The organism is Flavobacterium collinsii, assembly GCF_902804485.1.
Classification (GTDB): domain Bacteria; phylum Bacteroidota; class Bacteroidia; order Flavobacteriales; family Flavobacteriaceae; genus Flavobacterium; species Flavobacterium collinsii.
In genome coordinates this window covers 25,317-41,474 of the sequence record NZ_CADCST010000064.1, presented here as the reverse complement: position 1 = coordinate 41,474, position 16,158 = coordinate 25,317, and the positions used below count along the sequence as shown (strand labels likewise).

At 35.1% G+C, this 16,158-nt stretch carries 13 protein-coding genes and 2 tRNA genes; 9 read left to right on the top strand and 6 right to left on the bottom strand.

From position 1 onward, the window contains the following. Positions 1-348 precede the first annotated feature (348 nt). Positions 349-1,005 (top strand): NAD(P)H-binding protein, encoded by a 657-nt coding sequence (locus FLA105534_RS04410; protein WP_173964824.1) that lies wholly within the window; start codon positions 349-351, stop codon positions 1,003-1,005. Between the two features lie 54 nt (positions 1,006-1,059). Here the strand turns inward: FLA105534_RS04410 and FLA105534_RS04405 are convergent, their stop codons facing one another. Continuing rightward, entirely contained in the window at positions 1,060-1,374 is a 315-nt protein-coding gene (locus FLA105534_RS04405) for an HPF/RaiA family ribosome-associated protein (RefSeq protein ID WP_173964823.1), read from the bottom strand. Between the two features lie 476 nt (positions 1,375-1,850). Here FLA105534_RS04405 and FLA105534_RS04400 point away from each other — a divergent pair, with 476 nt between their 5' ends. Continuing rightward, entirely contained in the window at positions 1,851-2,084 is a 234-nt protein-coding gene (locus FLA105534_RS04400) for a hypothetical protein (RefSeq protein ID WP_173964822.1), read from the top strand. Positions 2,085-2,193: 109 nt separating this feature from the next. On the opposite strand, the gene FLA105534_RS04395 is transcribed toward FLA105534_RS04400, so the two are convergent. The 5 genes from FLA105534_RS04395 to FLA105534_RS04375 form a co-directional block, all read right to left on the bottom strand. Further along, positions 2,194-2,610, bottom strand: coding sequence for a very short patch repair endonuclease (locus FLA105534_RS04395; protein WP_173964821.1), 417 nt, complete (start codon positions 2,608-2,610; stop codon positions 2,194-2,196). A gap of 60 nt (positions 2,611-2,670) precedes the next feature. Further along, a complete protein-coding gene (locus FLA105534_RS04390; protein ID WP_173964820.1) occupies positions 2,671-3,306 on the bottom strand; it encodes a PDDEXK family nuclease in 636 nt (211 codons plus the stop codon). Further along, positions 3,299-4,564: a DNA cytosine methyltransferase gene (locus tag FLA105534_RS04385; RefSeq protein WP_317168170.1), complete on the bottom strand. Its 1,266-nt coding sequence runs from the start codon at positions 4,562-4,564 to the stop codon at positions 3,299-3,301. Before FLA105534_RS04385 ends, FLA105534_RS04390 begins: the two co-directional genes overlap by 8 nt. A 2-nt stretch (positions 4,565-4,566) precedes the next feature. Then, positions 4,567-4,788, bottom strand: a complete 222-nt coding sequence (locus tag FLA105534_RS04380; protein ID WP_026982691.1) for a helix-turn-helix domain-containing protein — start codon at positions 4,786-4,788, stop codon at positions 4,567-4,569. Positions 4,789-5,222: 434 nt separating this feature from the next. Beyond that, positions 5,223-7,685, bottom strand: coding sequence for an AsmA family protein (locus FLA105534_RS04375; protein ID WP_173964818.1), 2,463 nt, complete (start codon positions 7,683-7,685; stop codon positions 5,223-5,225). A gap of 245 nt (positions 7,686-7,930) precedes the next feature. Here FLA105534_RS04375 and trxA point away from each other — a divergent pair, with 245 nt between their 5' ends. The 7 genes from trxA to FLA105534_RS04340 all read left to right on the top strand — a co-directional run bounded on the left by trxA (position 7,931) and on the right by FLA105534_RS04340 (position 16,131). Further along, the gene (trxA, locus tag FLA105534_RS04370; protein ID WP_012023423.1) at positions 7,931-8,248 is read left to right on the top strand and encodes a thioredoxin; all 318 of its coding nucleotides are present in this window, start codon (positions 7,931-7,933) and stop codon (positions 8,246-8,248) included. A 314-nt stretch (positions 8,249-8,562) separates the two neighbouring features. Further along, the gene (locus FLA105534_RS04365) at positions 8,563-11,139 is read left to right on the top strand and encodes a M1 family metallopeptidase (protein ID WP_173964817.1); all 2,577 of its coding nucleotides are present in this window, start codon (positions 8,563-8,565) and stop codon (positions 11,137-11,139) included. After that, positions 11,136-12,062: a DUF58 domain-containing protein gene (locus FLA105534_RS04360; protein ID WP_173964816.1), complete on the top strand. Its 927-nt coding sequence runs from the start codon at positions 11,136-11,138 to the stop codon at positions 12,060-12,062. The genes FLA105534_RS04365 and FLA105534_RS04360 overlap by 4 nt, the downstream gene beginning before the upstream one ends. An 86-nt stretch (positions 12,063-12,148) precedes the next feature. Further along, positions 12,149-12,222 (top strand) — tRNA-Asp (locus FLA105534_RS04355). 1,049 nt (positions 12,223-13,271) lie between these two features. Beyond that, positions 13,272-13,345, top strand: a tRNA-Asp gene (locus tag FLA105534_RS04350). A gap of 241 nt (positions 13,346-13,586) precedes the next feature. Further along, positions 13,587-14,408, top strand: a complete 822-nt coding sequence (locus FLA105534_RS04345) for a helix-turn-helix transcriptional regulator (RefSeq protein ID WP_173964815.1) — start codon at positions 13,587-13,589, stop codon at positions 14,406-14,408. Positions 14,409-14,775: 367 nt separating this feature from the next. Further along, positions 14,776-16,131 (top strand): TolC family protein, encoded by a 1,356-nt coding sequence (locus FLA105534_RS04340; protein WP_173964814.1) that lies wholly within the window; start codon positions 14,776-14,778, stop codon positions 16,129-16,131. Positions 16,132-16,158 lie beyond the last annotated feature (27 nt).

Below are 16,158 nucleotides of genomic sequence, written 5' to 3'. Positions count from 1 at the left end.
GCTTAAAATAAAATTCATCTTCATTCATAGTGCTTCGCACCATGCTTTTGCTATAGCTCTTTCAGAGCAACATACTCTGAACGTTTATAGTCACAGATTAAATAGACTAGAAGAAATCTGCGTGAAAAATATTTAAACACATAGAAACATAGGATTTAAAAATGAATAAAAAAGACTTAAATACAAATCAAGATTTGGCACATAGCTATGTGTATTTAAACAAATGAAATGCCTTTTTTTAAGTTTGCAAAATCTATGTTTCTATGTGTTTAAAAACTCAGCCCAAAAAGTTTATGTATAAAGTAAGCCTATAAATTTCTAACTTCGAGGAAACAAATCGCCTTACTTATGAAAAAAGCAATTCTGTACGGAGCAAGCGGACTAGTAGGTTCCTATATTCTCGAAAATCTGTTGAACAACAATAACTATGAGCAAGTAATAATTGTAGTAAGGAAAGATTTAAACATCCAGCATCCAAAGCTAAAAGCGCTGATAGGTGATTTTAACTCCTTACCCAAAGTGGTGAAGGACATTCAGGCCGATGAAGTTTTTATCGCTCTTGGTACTACACAGAAGAAAACACCGGACAAAAAGTTATACTATCAAATAGATCATGATTACCCAATTTTGGCAGCAAAACTGGCAAAAGAAAACGGAGCAAAAGCGGTTTTTCTAGTTTCGGCACTTGGTGCAAATGCGAAATCGTCGATATTTTACACCAAATTAAAAGGAGAAACCGAACAAGGGATCATCACTTTGGATTTACAGCATACTTATATTTTTCGTCCTTCGATTATTTTAGGAGACCGAAAAGAGAGCCGACCAATGGAGAAAGTTTTCATTGGAATATTCAAATTGATCAACCCTTTGTTTGTGGGAAGCTTAAGTAAATACAAAGGAATAGAAGCCGAAGATATTGCCAAAGCAATGGTAAAAAGCGCAGATCAATTAGATCAGAAAGTAAAAATAGTACACTGGGAAGAAATGACGGCTTTGCTAAAATAGAAAATGGCCTTATCCGGATTAGAGATAAGGCCATTTTTATGGATGGTATATAAATTAATATGCTTTCATTTTTTCGAAAGTAGTAGTAAGAGATTTTTTTGCTTTCGCCAATGCACCGATAAAAGCTTTTTCGAGTGTATCGGCATGTTCTGTAACAGTTACTGGTTGTAATTTTGCAGTACGAACTTCAATCACACATTTTTTATCGTTTAAGCTAAATTTCTCTCCGTTTTCATCACCAAAATGTACTTCGATGCGGGTTATTTTTTCCTCAAAACGCGCTAAACCTTTTTCTAATTCGCCAGAGAAATAAGCTTCTAATCTTTCGTGTCCTTCGATGTTCTTGTCGGTATTGATCTGAATTTTCATATGGGTTTATATTTAATGATTGTTTCTCAAAGCTATCTTTTTTTAGACAAAAACACAAGTAGGTTAATAAAACATTAAGAAATTAATTTGGCTTTTTTTGTCATTTCGATCGAAGAGAGAAATCACACAAGTAACTCCGCAAGGTTTGATTTAGATCGTAGAGTTACTCACGAGGATTTCTCATTCTTCGAAATGACATACTTTATGGATATTTTGTGTTTTACGTGCTATTTGTCATTCCGAGGCAGGAGGAATCCTCACAAGTAACTCCGCAACAATAGACAAGTTAAAAACTAAGAAAATCCTCCATAACTTTTTTGGTTTTCATATCTTCGCAGTCCTAAACTTTCAGATTATGAACTTGACTAAACTTTTGCCCGTGTGGTACGCTGGCGGTATTGGAAACAACTGCAACGCTCTGAAAGGCGTAGGACAGCTAACCCATTCGGGTTTTATATCCCTTAAACTTTCAGATTATGAGTACAAACACCCTTTCCAAAGAAACCGAATTAAGGTTAACTGATTTTTTCAGTAATTCGATTGATCCCGAAACAATGGCAAAAACCATTCGTCAGGTAAACTATGCGCTTGCCTTAAGCGTAATGCAGGAACACGAATCCCTACAATCCGAGAAAGCAAACCTCCAAAATGGTTTTTACTGGCTGAATCAATTAGCCGAAATCTTAAATCCGTATCTGGATGTTGAATAAACTTGAAAAGCCACTGAGAAAGTGGCTTTTTTATTTTGGTTCCTTTTGTTCCGCTTAGTTTGTCATTTCGAAGAATGAGAAATCTTCGCAAGTAGCTCCGCAACAATTATCAAACTTGTCTTTCTACAATTGTGTTTTGAATTTCAAGAATACAGGAATCCAAATTCCTTTTGATATCATTACTCCAAAAACGCAAAACTTTCCAGTTTTGAACTTCTAAATAGGCATTGACTTCAATATCTCTCTGAATATTCCGTTCAATTTTTTTGATCCAGAATTCAGGATTAGTTTGTGGTTTTTTTCTCGTTTCCCAATCTTTCCCATGAAAGAACTCTGAATCTACGAAAATGGCAATTTTTAATTTTTTAAAAGTAAAGTCTGGTTTCCCGAAAACGGTTTTGTTGTTTTTTCGATATCTATAACCCAGATTCCATAGTGCTTTTGCCAAACGAACTTCTTCTTTGGTATTGGTGCTGCGAACAGCTTGCATGTTTTTGGAGCGTTGTTGTGGGGTTATACGGTCCATTGTGAAAATTTATTTCTAGCGCTTGTCGAAAAGATTTAATCGATTATTATTTGAATTATATTACTGATTAGAATCGCTAATTCTGCGAACTTTTTCAAAAGTTATTATTTGATTACTTTGAATTACCTTTACGGTTGGTGGTTCAGAAAATTGATAATTTTTTAATTCTAAAATTAATTCATCAAATTCTTTGCTAGTAGCAACTACTACATCATCAAGTCCAATAACATCACCACTTTTAATTTTTGCTTTTACACTTTTTGCTTCAGTGGGATCAAGTGTTACAAGGTAGCTTAATGCTTTTCTGTGAACATATTTTAAAGCGATTGCTTCTAAGTCAGCTTGTTTGTATCGTTCTCTTAAACTGGTTTTTGCGGAAATACAAATTGGTCCCCGTTCGCTAGTATATAACATTAAGTCATATATTACATTAGGTACAAATGCAACTTTTGCGCTCAAATATAATGGCAAAATTTCTTCACGAACAAATAAAGTTGCAAGAATATATTCGAAGATCTTACCATTAAGATTGTTGTTGCCTTCTTCGTGTTTTTTATAAGCATCCCAATAAATCGAAACATATTCTGATGGTTTGCTATATTTTATATGTAAAAAATTTTCAAATAGGCTATCAAATATAATGTTAGCTTTTTTGTCTTTTCCTACTGTAATTCCAAGTTCGTTAAGATTACTCATTTTGTAGCTTTATGATTTTTTGTATAATTTTTTCAGCAGTTGCTTGAATTGCAGGAACCGCAACAGAATTTCCAAATTGTTTATAAGCTGAAGCATCTGCAACTGGAATTATAAAATTATCAGGAAAGCCTTGTAATCTTGCCCATTCACGAGGCGTCATTTTTCTAATTCCTTCACGATTTACTTCTCCTTTTATGTGTGTTGTTGGAGTAAAATCTTTTATTCTGTTGTCAAGTACTAGATTTCTTTCACGACCCATTCCTCCAACTAAGATTGAATTTGAAATTTCATCATCTTTAATAATTGAATATCCAAATCCGTTTCCTTTATTGGCGTGTCTTTCTTTATGGTCTTTTAGAGTTTGTAAATATTGAGTTGATAAATAATATTTTGTAGGAACAACTGTTTTCTCTTTCACACTTTTGAATGTTACTTTTTCTTCAAAAGGTTTAGGATATTGAAATGAATCAATATTTAGGTTTTTTCTAAATCCGACAATGTAAATCCGCTCTCTGTTTTGAGGAACTCCAAATTCTTTTGCGTTCATAATTTCAGGTTCAGGAACATAATATCCTAAATCATTTCGTAGAACATTTAGAATTGTTTCTAAAGTTTTTCCTTTATCGTGACTTTTTAGGCCCTTTACATTCTCTAAGAAAATTGCTTTTGGTTTTCTGTCTTTGATGATCTTAGCGACATCAAAAAATAATGTTCCTCTGGTATCTTCAAAACCACCTCTTTTTCCGGCGATTGAAAACGCTTGACAAGGAAATCCTGCGCATAAAACATCAAAATTTTCAGGGATATAATTTTTAGTTTTTTCTTTTGTTATGTCCCCAAATGGAATTTCTCCAAAATTGGCTCTGTAAGTCTTTTTTGCATTGAGATCCCATTCTGATGTAAAGACACATTTTCCTCCTAAATTTTGTAGAGCTAATCTAAATCCTCCGATTCCTGCAAAAAGATCAATAAATTGAAAAGTATAATTTTCAGGAGTTGGAAAAGGTACATTTTCAACTTCAAATAGTAATTGTTGTAATGCAGAATCAGAAACCATGTTTAAATTTTCTTCTTCATTTTTATATTCAACAATTTCATTTAGATATTTTACGGCTTCTTTTTCGTAATGTTTTTTTGCTCCATTATGATAATTATGCAGATAATGAGTTACAACGGCTTTTTTATTATCGTTCTCTTCTACAGTTCTAATTTTGAATTTTTTCCCATCAAATTCTTCAATTGAAATTTGCTCTTTCATTTTCATTTCTTAAAATTATTATCATTAAAAAAAGCTCCAAAATCAGTATCAAGAGCGGTAATTATTTTTTCTATTATTTCTATGGAAACATTGCGTTGACCTTTTTCGATGTCTGAAATATAGTTTCGATCAACGTTGGAAATATTGGCTAAATACTCGATTGAGTATCCTTTTTGTTCTCGAAGTTCTTTGACTTTGAATCCGAATTTTTCTTTGATATTCATAGTTTATAAAAGTAGTTTTGTGCGTACAATTGACCCGAGTACAATTGGCCTCATTGTTTAATAGTTTTCAACGTGATATTAACTGGGTTTTTAAAATTTTTCCATAAAAAAAACGCCAATCATTTCTGACTGGCGTTGATTAATATTTCTAAATTTCTCATGAAACCAAAACCCCTAGCCCTGGCGGGAGCGGCATCCTTTTACAGCGGGGTTCGCCGCAAAAGATAGAGTGGACAGCCAGGACACGAGCCAAAGCGAACTGACGAAGTAAATGGCTCCTAGATATTCAAATTACAATATCTTAAATCTCAAATTCCAAGTTACAAAAGACTTTTCGACTTCGCTCAGGGTGGTAAATCTTTGTCGAGTTACTTGTGTGATTTCTCTCTTCGATCGAAATGACAAGATTGTGTTGAAAGGATGTGATAAAAAAACTACTTATCCCTCTTTCCCCATTTAATTTTCATTTTTCCCTCCTCGTCGAGTGCAATTAGATGCAGGACGATTCCACGTTCGCGGACGGCATCGCGTTCGGCTTTGGTGGCGAGTTTGATGTCGTTTTTGGAGTTTCGGAGTGGGATGGTGAGGGCAAGATTGGTGCCTCGGCCAAAAGAATAAACACCTTCGGCATCAAGGTTTAAAACACTCGAACTAATGGTGAAATTATTCACATCGACCTGTTCTCCGCGCAATTTTAGAGTGCCGGATAAATCGCTAAATGTAATATTCTTAACATCGCGGAACGGAAAAGCAAACTTGCCAATTTTCACAATAGGTTCAAAGTTTAACAAAGCGCCCTGATTGACGTTGAAAGTCAGATTGCCGTGCATCGAATTCGTAATCAATTCGCCATTACCGTTGATGAATCCGGTTACATTGGCCTGGCTGCTTAGCTTTCCTTTAATATTACTTGGACTAAAAGACTGAATCCCAAAGTTGTTGAACGACTTTAGAAAACTCGCAATATCAACTCGATTTACGTTGGCGTTTGAGCTAAAAGCAAAGTTTTTTCCGCTTGGTTTTACTTCACTGTTAAAGGTGATGCTTCCGCCCGAAGTTTGCAGCGAACCGTTTTTGATAACCAGTCTCGAATCGATCATTTGTACGGTGGCAGTAGTGTTGGTTGCGGTTAATTTGTTGTAATTGATTTTATCGGCTTTGATGTCGATTACCACCACACATTTGTCGATTACGGTTCGTAGATGATTCGAAATTGTTGGTTTTTTGTTGGTTTTGGCGGTGGGGTTTACTTTTTGAGAGGTCGCTAAAACGCCCAGAAATTGTTTCAGATCGATATTGGGGCAATAGATTTTCCAGTTTACTATCATTTTTTCGGGAGCATCATAATAGAGGTTGAGGAAATTGTCAATTTTTCCTTCAACGAAAATCGTATTCATATTGTGTTTGTAGGCAATTTGCTTGATGAGTAAAGCTTTCTCGGTAAAGTCAAGATGAATGTTGGTTTTTACGGCACGAACATTTTTTGGAATATAATGAAACGAAGCGTCATCGACATCTATTTTACCAATAAAACGAGGTTTGGTAATGTACAAATCAACAATGTCAAACTGAAATTTTAGGTTGGCTTTGGCATGACCGGCTGTAAACTGAATCCATTTGTCGTTGCTGATTTCGTTGAGCCTTTCGATATCAAAGTCAGAACTTACGTTTCCGGTAGCGAGCGGTTTTTCGAGATTATTGATAGACAATTGCGGAATCGAGAGTGGAATATTTTCGTATTCACCTGCAAAATTTGTTAAAATAATAGCTGAATTAGCATCGTTATAACCGGCTGTAGGTTTGAAATTATTGGTAAAAATCCCTTTGAAGTGGCAGTTTTTAATCAATCCGTCCGGAATGCTCAGTTCGTTGTTTTTGATAATGGCCTGAACGACAATTCTGGGATCACCTTCGGCATTAAAATCGCCCTTGATGTCACAATTCACATCGATTGGTTGTTGTAAATTAAATCGGTTAAGCTTAGAACTGATGTTTGCCGATAATAAATTGGATGCATTTTGCCATAAAATAGTCGTCCCAATATTGATTCCGAAAAGTGCTTTTCCTTTGGCAAGATTGAAAAAAGCGGTAATGTCAAAAGCATCCGATCCAATTTTAAGGCCTTTGGTTACCACGTCAATTTTTTCATTTGAAGCGGAGTAGGAAACGGCAAAAGTACCTTTGAGTTCTTTCTGTTTTGCAAAACTTCCGTGTACCGTATTAAAGGCGAGACTTTTAATTTGGGTGTCTAAAAAAACGTCGGTTTGCCAGTTGTCTCCATCATAATCTACTTTTGACTGTAAGCGGTCCACATCAAAATCAAATAATTTATGTCCGAGAAGATTGTTTAGCGTAAAGTGAACCTCATTTAGCTCGATTTGATTGATTGTGGTCTCAGTATCGGATTTGTTTTCCGGTGATTTTTTCTTCTTCGGCTTAAAAATATTGGCATTCGAGTAGCCATTTTGCGCTTTATACACATAGATAGCTGCATCATTGATCAGGATTTTATGGATGTTGATTTCGTTTTGCAGTAAACTCGTAACGTTTAAACGTACTTCTATTTCCTTGGCTTTTAATAAAGTGTGTTTGTGCGTGGCCCATTGATTGTCTTTTACTTCGACATCTTTTAGGGCCAAGGTAAAGTTGGGGAAACCGGTTAGAAACTTATAATGAAAATCGCCAATATGAAATTTTCCGTTGATGTTTTCATTGATTTTGGTGTTGATCTTGGCGATGATTTCGGTTTTGTTTCGATTAAAATAAAGAGACAATCCACCGCAGGCAATAAGTAGTAAAGCAATAAGTCCCAGAATGAAAAAGCCAAAACGCCTGGCGTATTTTCTAAAATGAATCGATCGAAAAAAGTTTTTTATGTGGAGTAAAGTAGCGTTCATCTGGAAGAATTTTCAGGATGATTAAAGATAAGTCAAAAAAATGACGTTTCCCTAAAAAGATAAAAACCGATATTAGTGTAGGTTAAAACTTATGATTTTAGGTTTTTGGATTGATATAATTAATGACAATACATTTATAATGAAAACTAATTTGGTTATGGTGTTTCATTTGCATTTAATTTTTAAATTTGTGGTCTAGTTTGAAACGAAACAATTCAGACGATAATTTTAAAAGACAAGAAATTATGGCATTAGCAATAACAGATGCTACTTTTGATGAAGTAGTTTTGAAATCAGACAAACCAGTAATGGTAGATTTTTGGGCAGCATGGTGCGGTCCTTGTAGAATGGTTGGTCCAATCATTGACCAATTAAGCGATGAATACGCAGGTAAAGTAGTTGTTGGTAAAGTAGATGTAGATGCTAACCAGGAATTTGCTGCAAAATATGGTGTGCGTAACATACCAACCGTTTTGGTTTTTCATAACGGTGAAGTAGTAGGAAAACAAGTTGGAGTAGCTCCAAAACAAACCTACGCAGATAGTTTAGACGCTTTGTTGTAATCGAAAGATTATAATTTATATAAAAGAGGTTCGACGGAAGTCGGACCTTTTTTATTTGTCTTTTTGCAGCCGATTAAAATGTTTTTTTTGCCACAAATTTCACGAATTAGTGCTAATTAATTTCGCTTTAAAAATGAATTCCGCGAATTAAAATGAGGTTTATTTTTTTTGCGACAGATTAAACTAGTTTTTACGATTTAAAAAGAAATCATCCTAATCTGTATAATCTGTGGCAAAAGAATTTTAATTCGTGCTAATTTGTGGAATTCGTGGCGAACTTTTTTTATTTTTACAGATCTAACATTCCTTTAAAAATGAAAATTTTCTACAGCTTTCTTTGTTTTCTGACGATGGCGTCATTTGGTTTTTCTCAGTCTAAATCAAACGAAAAATTGATTTTAGAAAACGGTGTCTCAGAACAAATGGCACATTTTCGAAAAAAACAAATCTCAAATGTAACTTACGGACTTTCTTTTGAGATTCCGCAGCAAAAACAGCAGGAAATCAATTCGATTTTGACTTTAAATCTGACAATTTCAAATTTGAGTGAACCTTTGTATTTGGATTTTAAAGAGAAAACTCAGAACATAAAATCGATTCAGGTTAATAATAAAAACACTGCTATTGTTCATGAGAAAGGACATATTATTATTGCTGCTAAAGACTTGATTTTAGGAAAAAATACAATTGGTATTTCTTTTATTGCAGGAAATCTATCCTTAAACCGAAATGATGATTTCTTGTATACTTTATTGGTTCCGGATCGGGCAAGTACATTATTCCCTTGTTTTGATCAGCCGGATATTAAAGCGACTTATAAGTTGAGTTTGACTGTTCCTAAAGACTGGTCGGTTTTGGCCGGAGCCGATGTGAAAGAGAAAATGGAGAAAGGAGAGTTTACAGCTTATACTTTTGGAGAATCGGATAAAATGAGTACCTATTTGTTCTCTTTTGTAGCGGGGAAATTCAAAAGCGTGACCAAGAAACCCGGTAATCTGGAAATGACAATGCTGTATCGCGAGAACAATGCAGAGAAACTAAAAAGCAGCACCGATACAATCTTTAATCTGCATCAGCAATCGTTAGATTTTCTGGAAAAATATACTAGTTATAAGTTTCCATTTCAGAAGCTGGATTTTGCTTCAATTCCAGTTTTTCAGTATGGCGGGATGGAGCATGTAGGGGCGATACAATATAAAGAATCAACTTTGTTTTTGGATAATAGTGCGACAGACAGTGAGAAATTAGACCGTGCCAAATTGATTGCACACGAAACTTCGCACATGTGGTTTGGCGATTTGGTGACTATGAAATGGTTTGATGATGTTTGGATGAAGGAAGTATTTGCCAACTTTATGGCAGACAAAATTATGAATCCGATTTTCCCGAAAGTCAATCATAATCTACAGTTTTTAACGGCTCATTATCCAAATGCTTATGCTGAAGATCGTTCGTTAGGAACACATCCGATCAAGCAAAATTTAGCCAATCTTAAAAATGCAGGATCACTTTATGGAGCCATTATTTACAACAAAGCACCAATAATGATGCGTCAGTTAGAAGCTTCGATGGGAAAAGTAGCTTTTCAGAAAGGAATCGAGAAGTACATTAAAAAGTACGCCAACGATAATGCCGACTGGAACAATCTTGTAGAAATTCTTGATGCCGAAACGCCTCTTGATATGCAAAAATGGAGTAAGGTTTGGGTGAATAAATCGGGAAGAGCGATTTTTAAAGATCAAATCAAATACGATGCTCAAAATCGAATTTCAACTTTTGAAATCACACAGCAGGCAGAAGATCAATCGGCAAATGTGTGGCCTCAGATTTTTGATATTGGTTTGGTTTATCCCAATAATGTAAAAGTGATCAGTGCTACTATAAAAGACAAAAGTCTGTCCCTGAAAGAAGCCCTTGGACTTGAGAAACCATTGGCTGTTATTTACAACTATAATGGTTTTGGATACGGTGTTTTTCCGCTTGACGGGAATAGTTTAGAGTCTGTTTTAACATTGAAAGATGAGGTAGCAAGAGCTTCGACTTATATTAATATTTACGAAAATACTTTAACGGGAAATATTGCTCCTGTGAAAGCATTTGATTGTTTTTTAAAAGGAATTCAACAGGAACAAAACGAATTGGTTTTGAAAATTATCACCAATCAAACCAGTGCGGTATTCTGGAAGTTCCTGACCGAAAAACAGCAAAACATAAGACAAAAAGAACTTTCGGCTATTGTATATGCGCGTTTGCAGGCCAATTTGCCAAGTAATATCAAGAAAACTTTGTTCAATTTATTTAGTTCAATTGCCTACTCCGCTACTGATAAGGAACAATTGTATAAAATTTGGAATAAAGAAACCGTGATTCCGGGTTTAAAACTCAATGAAGATGATTATACCAATATGGCGATGAATCTGGCTATATTTAAGCATGAAAAAGCGGATGAGATTTTAAATAAAACCAGAACCACGATTACAAATCCGGACAAGCAGAAACGATTTGAATTCCTGCTTCCTTCTTTATCGAAAGACGAATCGGTTCGTGATGCTTTTGTGTTATCCTTAAAAGACGACGAGAACAGAGAAAAAGAATCTTGGGTTTCTGTAGGTTTGGCGAATATAAATCATCCGTTACGCCAGGAAAGTGCTCAAAAGTACATTCGATTTTCGTTAGATTTGGTGGAAGAAATTCAGCGTACCGGAGATATCTTTTTTCCAAAGGACTGGCTGAATAATACGGTTGGGAAATATTCGTCGAAATATGCTTTTGATGAAGTACAGCGATTCCTGAAAGAGAATCCGGAGTTTAGTCCGATTTTGAAAAGAAAATTATTGCAGGCAACCGATGGTTTGTACCGCGCACAAAATATTAAAAAAGAAACCGAATGAAAATTGAATCGGAAATAGAGAAAGTCTCCAGTTTTCAGCATCTCGAAATGTTGGCGAATCAGGTGGTAGAAGGGTTTATCTCGGGAATGCACAAGAGTCCGTTTCATGGATTTTCGGCTGAATTTGCGGAGCATAAAGTCTATAATGCCGGAGAAAGCACTAAACACATCGATTGGAAATTATTTGCAAAAACTGATCGTTTGTATACGAAACGTTTTGAGGAAGAAACCAATTTGCGATGTCATTTAATTGTAGATAACTCATCGTCGATGCATTATCCGGAACTCAGATCAAATCAGCCTTTTTATGAGAAGAAAATTGGTTTTGCTGTTCTGGCGTCGGCTGTTTTAATGAATATCCTTAAGAAGCAGCGTGATGCCGTAGGGTTGAGTGTTTTCTCAGACAGCTATGAATATTATGCTCCCGAAAAAGGGAGTGATCGTCATCATCGAATGTTGCTCAATAAACTGGAAGAATTACTGCAGCAGCCAAAAGTCAAAAAAAGCACCGATACCATTACGTATCTGCATCAAATCGCTGAGAAGATTCACCGTCGTTCGATGATCATTCTGTTTACGGATATGTTCCAGTCAGAAGATGATGAGAAGCTTTTTAACGCTTTACAGCATTTAAAACACAACAAACACAAAGTAGTTTTGTTTCATGTGGTGGATGATAAAACAGAGCTTAAATTTGATTTTGATAACACGCCGCGTAAGTTTATTGATTTAGAATCAGGTGAAGAAGTCTCGCTTTTCGCGGATAATGTAAAAGCAGAATACGAAAAAAGGGCAGAGGAGTACTTTAAGAAATTGTCTTTAACTTGTGCAAAGAATCAAATTAAGTACGTTTCGGTGAATGTAGGAGATAATTTTGAAAAAATATTGACGACATATTTAGTTGAAAAACAAAACTTTGGCTAAAACTTTGAAAATTTATTTAATTTTTTTTCGAAAAACACTTGCAGAAACGAAATTCTGTACTATCTTTGCAACCGCAATAACGCAGAGGTTTGGTAGTTCAGTTGGTTAGAATACATGCCTGTCACGCATGGGGTCGCGGGTTCGAGTCCCGTCCAGACCGCAATATTGGGAAAAGCCTTTCTTAACGGAAAGGCTTTTTTGCCCAAATACGGTATCTAAGATTAGTTGTGTTGTTTTGCTACGACTTTGTAACTCGTAGCTGGTTTAGTAGTTAGACCAATGAAAAGCTTTCCACTTTTGTGGATGGCTTTTTTGATTTAAGGCTATTCTGATTTTAACCGCAAGGTTCGCTAAGATTTACGCAAAGTCCGCAAAGTTTTTTATAAGCTTTGTGGATTTTTTGTTTCTATTTGTTTGGATTAACCGCAAGGTTCGCTAAGGTTTACTTAAAGTCCGCAAAGTTCTTTTAAGCTTTGCGGATTTTTTGTTTTTACTTGTTTGGTTTAACCGCAAAGGGCACAAAGTTTTTAAACTTTGCGCCCTTTGTTTTTTATAAAGAAATTAAATATTGCTATTATATATTAGGAGTTTTCGGTACACATGTTGGGTAGCCGTAACTTGGGCAATGAGATGGTCCGCTAAAGCAACCTGCACTTGTGTCTGGTGGTGGGCATGTAGGGTCTCCACCATTGATGGATTTTAATTCAGTAATAGTTAGTTCTACGGCGCCATTTAGGTTTAATCTTTTTAACATAATTTGTGGTTTTTTTGTTTGATTAATTCCCAATCATTTTAAGACACTTGGGATTTGTGTCTGTAATGTTATGGTAAAAGCTTATTCCTACAAATATTGAAAATTTATTTTGATATAAAAACTTTATTTTATTATTTTTTGATTATAATGTAAAGGAATTATTAAATTATTGGTAAAATAGAGGTGTTTGGTTGATGGGTCATTAAGAATGTGTTTTGGATTTGAAATCTATCAGATTTGAAATTTAATCGCAAAATTTCTTAAGATTCGAATCCTTTGTGCTTTCAACTTTGCGTTCTTTGAGGTTTAAAAAGAAAGAAAGTTCTTCTTTTTGGTTTTATGGGTAAATTTTAAAATATTGGAATTTAATCAATTAAAAATTTCTTGAAATTTATTCGCAAAAAAAGCTTGTAGAATCAAAGATCTGTTGTATTTTTGCACTCGCAATAACGCACGGTTTGGTAGTTCAGTTGGTTAGAATACATGCCTGTCACGCATGGGGTCGCGGGTTCGAGTCCCGTCCAGACCGCAATATTGGGAGAAGCCTTTCTTAACGGAAAGGCTTTTTTGTTTTTTGTATTTAACCGCAAAGAGCGCTAAGATTTACGCAAGGTTCGCAAAGTTTTAATTTAGCTTTGCGAACTTTGCGTTTTTTTCTTTGCGAACTTTGCGGTTAAGTCTTAATGGTTCAGCTTTGGAATTTGGTATTTCAAACAATTGGAATTTAAATTTCTTATATTTAAAGTTGCAAAAACATTGTATAAACTCCAATGGAATATTCCGGTCAGAAATTAGATAAGTATTACATCAAAAAAGTAGATGCCGATAAAAAAAGCATTTACTGTCACCACGATTTGATGGGCGAATTGTTTGTGCCTACACATAAACACGACAAAGCGCAATTGTTATACGCTGAAGGAGATGTTGTTTTTGTAACGACCGAAACCAAAACCTACTTTTTGCCGGCACGTCATTTTATTTGGATTCCGAGTGGGGTGGAGCATAGTATCGAGCCGAAGTCGGAAAATGTAACAATGCGAAACCTGTATTTTCCGGTTGAAAAAGACGAAGATGTTTTTTACAAGAACGAAGGAATTTATCCGGTCAATAATTTATTGTTGCAAATGATGCTTTTTACCAATCGATGGAATGGAGATCTTAAAAAAGGAAGCCCGAATTTTGCCATTGCCAAAGCGATTAAAGCAATATTGCCTCAAATTTGTCTGACCAACTTGCCTTTAGAATTACCGCAGCCAAAAGATCCTCGTTTGGGTAAAATTCTGCGCTATGTTGAGAATAATCTGGGAGAAACTATTCTATTCGCAGATGTTGCCCATGAATTTGGATACAGCGAACGTTCTTTGTATCGTTTGTTTCAAAAAGATCTCAACATGTCCTTTATTCAATATTATACGATTAGGAGGATCCTAAAAGCCATAGAGCTTCTGCTTGATAGAAAACTTTCGGTTAAAGAGGTAGCCGAAGAAGTTGGATATAATAGTGTTCCAACTTTCAGTAATACTTTTTTTAAGATTTTAGGACAAAGACCTTCCGATTACTTAAACGGTGAAGAGATTTTGGAGCAAAAGTAAAAATTTTGTTTCACGCTGATTTATCCAGATTTAGGCTGATTTGACAGATTTCGTTATTTCGCGCTAAAAATTTTTCTCTCGCAGATTTAGGAGGTTTTTTTTAACTCTTTAATAATCTGCTCAATCAGCGGAATCTGCGAGAGGGAAGAATAAAAATCAGCTTCATCAGCTTAAATTCTTTAACATCTGCGTGAAAAATCACAATCCAAATATATTTTGTAATAAATTGTTTTTCAGTGTTTTAATATAGTTTTTTCGAAAAATAAGATTTCAATATTTGTCCGAAATGAATATGTTATTGACTTTTTAGAATTATCAGTCACCAAAAAAATGCAGGAACTTTGCATCATAAATTATTTATGTATTCATGTTCCTTAAAAAACAGATTTCCGCACTACAGTGTTTCCTGAAAAATAGGGCTTATGCTTTATTTTTCCTCGGATTCACGACACTACAAGCGCAAGAAGTAAAATCGATTTCATTAAATGAGGCGATTAAAATTGCGAAAGAGAATAATCGAAACATTCTCAAATCTAAACTCGAAGTAACACTTTCTGAAGAAAATATCAAAGAAAACAAAGAGTTGCGACTACCTGAAATTGAGATGAACGGCGCTTATTCGAGAATAACCAACATTACCGAATTTAAAGGAGGTTTCTTAAAAGGCAAAGAAGTTACCAGGACCATCCCTGAAATTTACGAGGTTGGAACTACGTTTAAAATGCCGTTGTATGTTGGGAATAAAATCAACAATGCAATTAAAATTGCCAATCAGGAAAATCAAATTGCTCAAATCAAAAAGGAGAAGACTGAAAATGATATCGAGTTAGAAGTGATCGGTACTTATTTGGGGATTTATAAAATGATGGAACTTCAGAAAATCATTGACGAAAATATCAAAGAAGAACAAAATCGGTTAAAAGAAGTTCAATCCTTGAAAAAACACGGAACGGTAACCAAAAATGAGGTATTGCGAGCAGAATTGCAGCTTTCGGACCGTGAGTTGAATGCTTTGACGAATTCTAAAAACATCAAAATTGCGCTGCATGATTTAAAGACACTGCTTCAGTTGCCGGAGCGAGAGGAAATAACAATCGACACAACGGCAAATATTGATGAAATGCAAGGCCTTGATCCTTATGAAATGTATATGAATCGTGCTTTGCAGAACGAAGAAATGCGAATCTCAAGCCAGGAAATAGCAATCAAAAAAACGGAACTGAAATTGGCAAAGGGGAATTATTACCCAAGTATTAATTTCTTTGGAAATTATAGCTTTAATTATCCTAACTACAAATTTTTTCCTCCAAATCCGTATTTGTACACCTTAGGGCAAGTGGGAATTGAAGCCAGTTTTGATATTTCGGGTTTGTATAAAAACAAAACCAAAGTGCAGATGGCGACGACCAGAATTCAATGGCAGGAAATGCAGTCTGAGATTGTGAAAGATAAAATCCAAGACGAGTTGTTTCGTAATCACACGCAATATCAGGAAATCGTGGAGAAGTTTAAAGTTGTCGACAAAGCCGAAGAATTGGCCAATGAAAACTACCGAATTGTAAAACTAAAATACCTGAATCAATTGGTTTTGATAACCGAAATGGTAGATGCCGACAATGCACTGTTACAGGCAAAATACAATAAAATCTCTACCCGAATCGATGCTGTGATGAAACATTATGAACTGCTACGTACAGCGGGAATGTTGCCAAGTGAGATTTAAGATCGAGGAGGATAGAGGCAAGAAGAT

Excerpts from the sequence above, each read along its gene's own strand:
- FLA105534_RS04410 (WP_173964824.1), top strand. The coding sequence starts at position 349 with ATGAAAAAAGCAATTCTGTACGGAGCAAGCGGACTAGTAGGTTCCTAT.
- FLA105534_RS04405 (WP_173964823.1), bottom strand. The coding sequence starts at position 1,374 with ATGAAAATTCAGATCAATACCGACAAGAACATCGAAGGACACGAAAGA.
- FLA105534_RS04400 (WP_173964822.1), top strand. The coding sequence starts at position 1,851 with ATGAGTACAAACACCCTTTCCAAAGAAACCGAATTAAGGTTAACTGAT.
- FLA105534_RS04395 (WP_173964821.1), bottom strand. The coding sequence starts at position 2,610 with ATGGACCGTATAACCCCACAACAACGCTCCAAAAACATGCAAGCTGTT.
- FLA105534_RS04390 (WP_173964820.1), bottom strand. The coding sequence starts at position 3,306 with ATGAGTAATCTTAACGAACTTGGAATTACAGTAGGAAAAGACAAAAAA.
- FLA105534_RS04385 (WP_317168170.1), bottom strand. The coding sequence starts at position 4,564 with ATGAAAGAGCAAATTTCAATTGAAGAATTTGATGGGAAAAAATTCAAA.
- FLA105534_RS04380 (WP_026982691.1), bottom strand. The coding sequence starts at position 4,788 with ATGAATATCAAAGAAAAATTCGGATTCAAAGTCAAAGAACTTCGAGAA.
- FLA105534_RS04375 (WP_173964818.1), bottom strand. The coding sequence starts at position 7,685 with ATGAACGCTACTTTACTCCACATAAAAAACTTTTTTCGATCGATTCAT.
- trxA (WP_012023423.1), top strand. The coding sequence starts at position 7,931 with ATGGCATTAGCAATAACAGATGCTACTTTTGATGAAGTAGTTTTGAAA.
- FLA105534_RS04365 (WP_173964817.1), top strand. The coding sequence starts at position 8,563 with ATGAAAATTTTCTACAGCTTTCTTTGTTTTCTGACGATGGCGTCATTT.
- FLA105534_RS04360 (WP_173964816.1), top strand. The coding sequence starts at position 11,136 with ATGAAAATTGAATCGGAAATAGAGAAAGTCTCCAGTTTTCAGCATCTC.
- FLA105534_RS04345 (WP_173964815.1), top strand. The coding sequence starts at position 13,587 with ATGGAATATTCCGGTCAGAAATTAGATAAGTATTACATCAAAAAAGTA.
- FLA105534_RS04340 (WP_173964814.1), top strand. The coding sequence starts at position 14,776 with ATGTTCCTTAAAAAACAGATTTCCGCACTACAGTGTTTCCTGAAAAAT.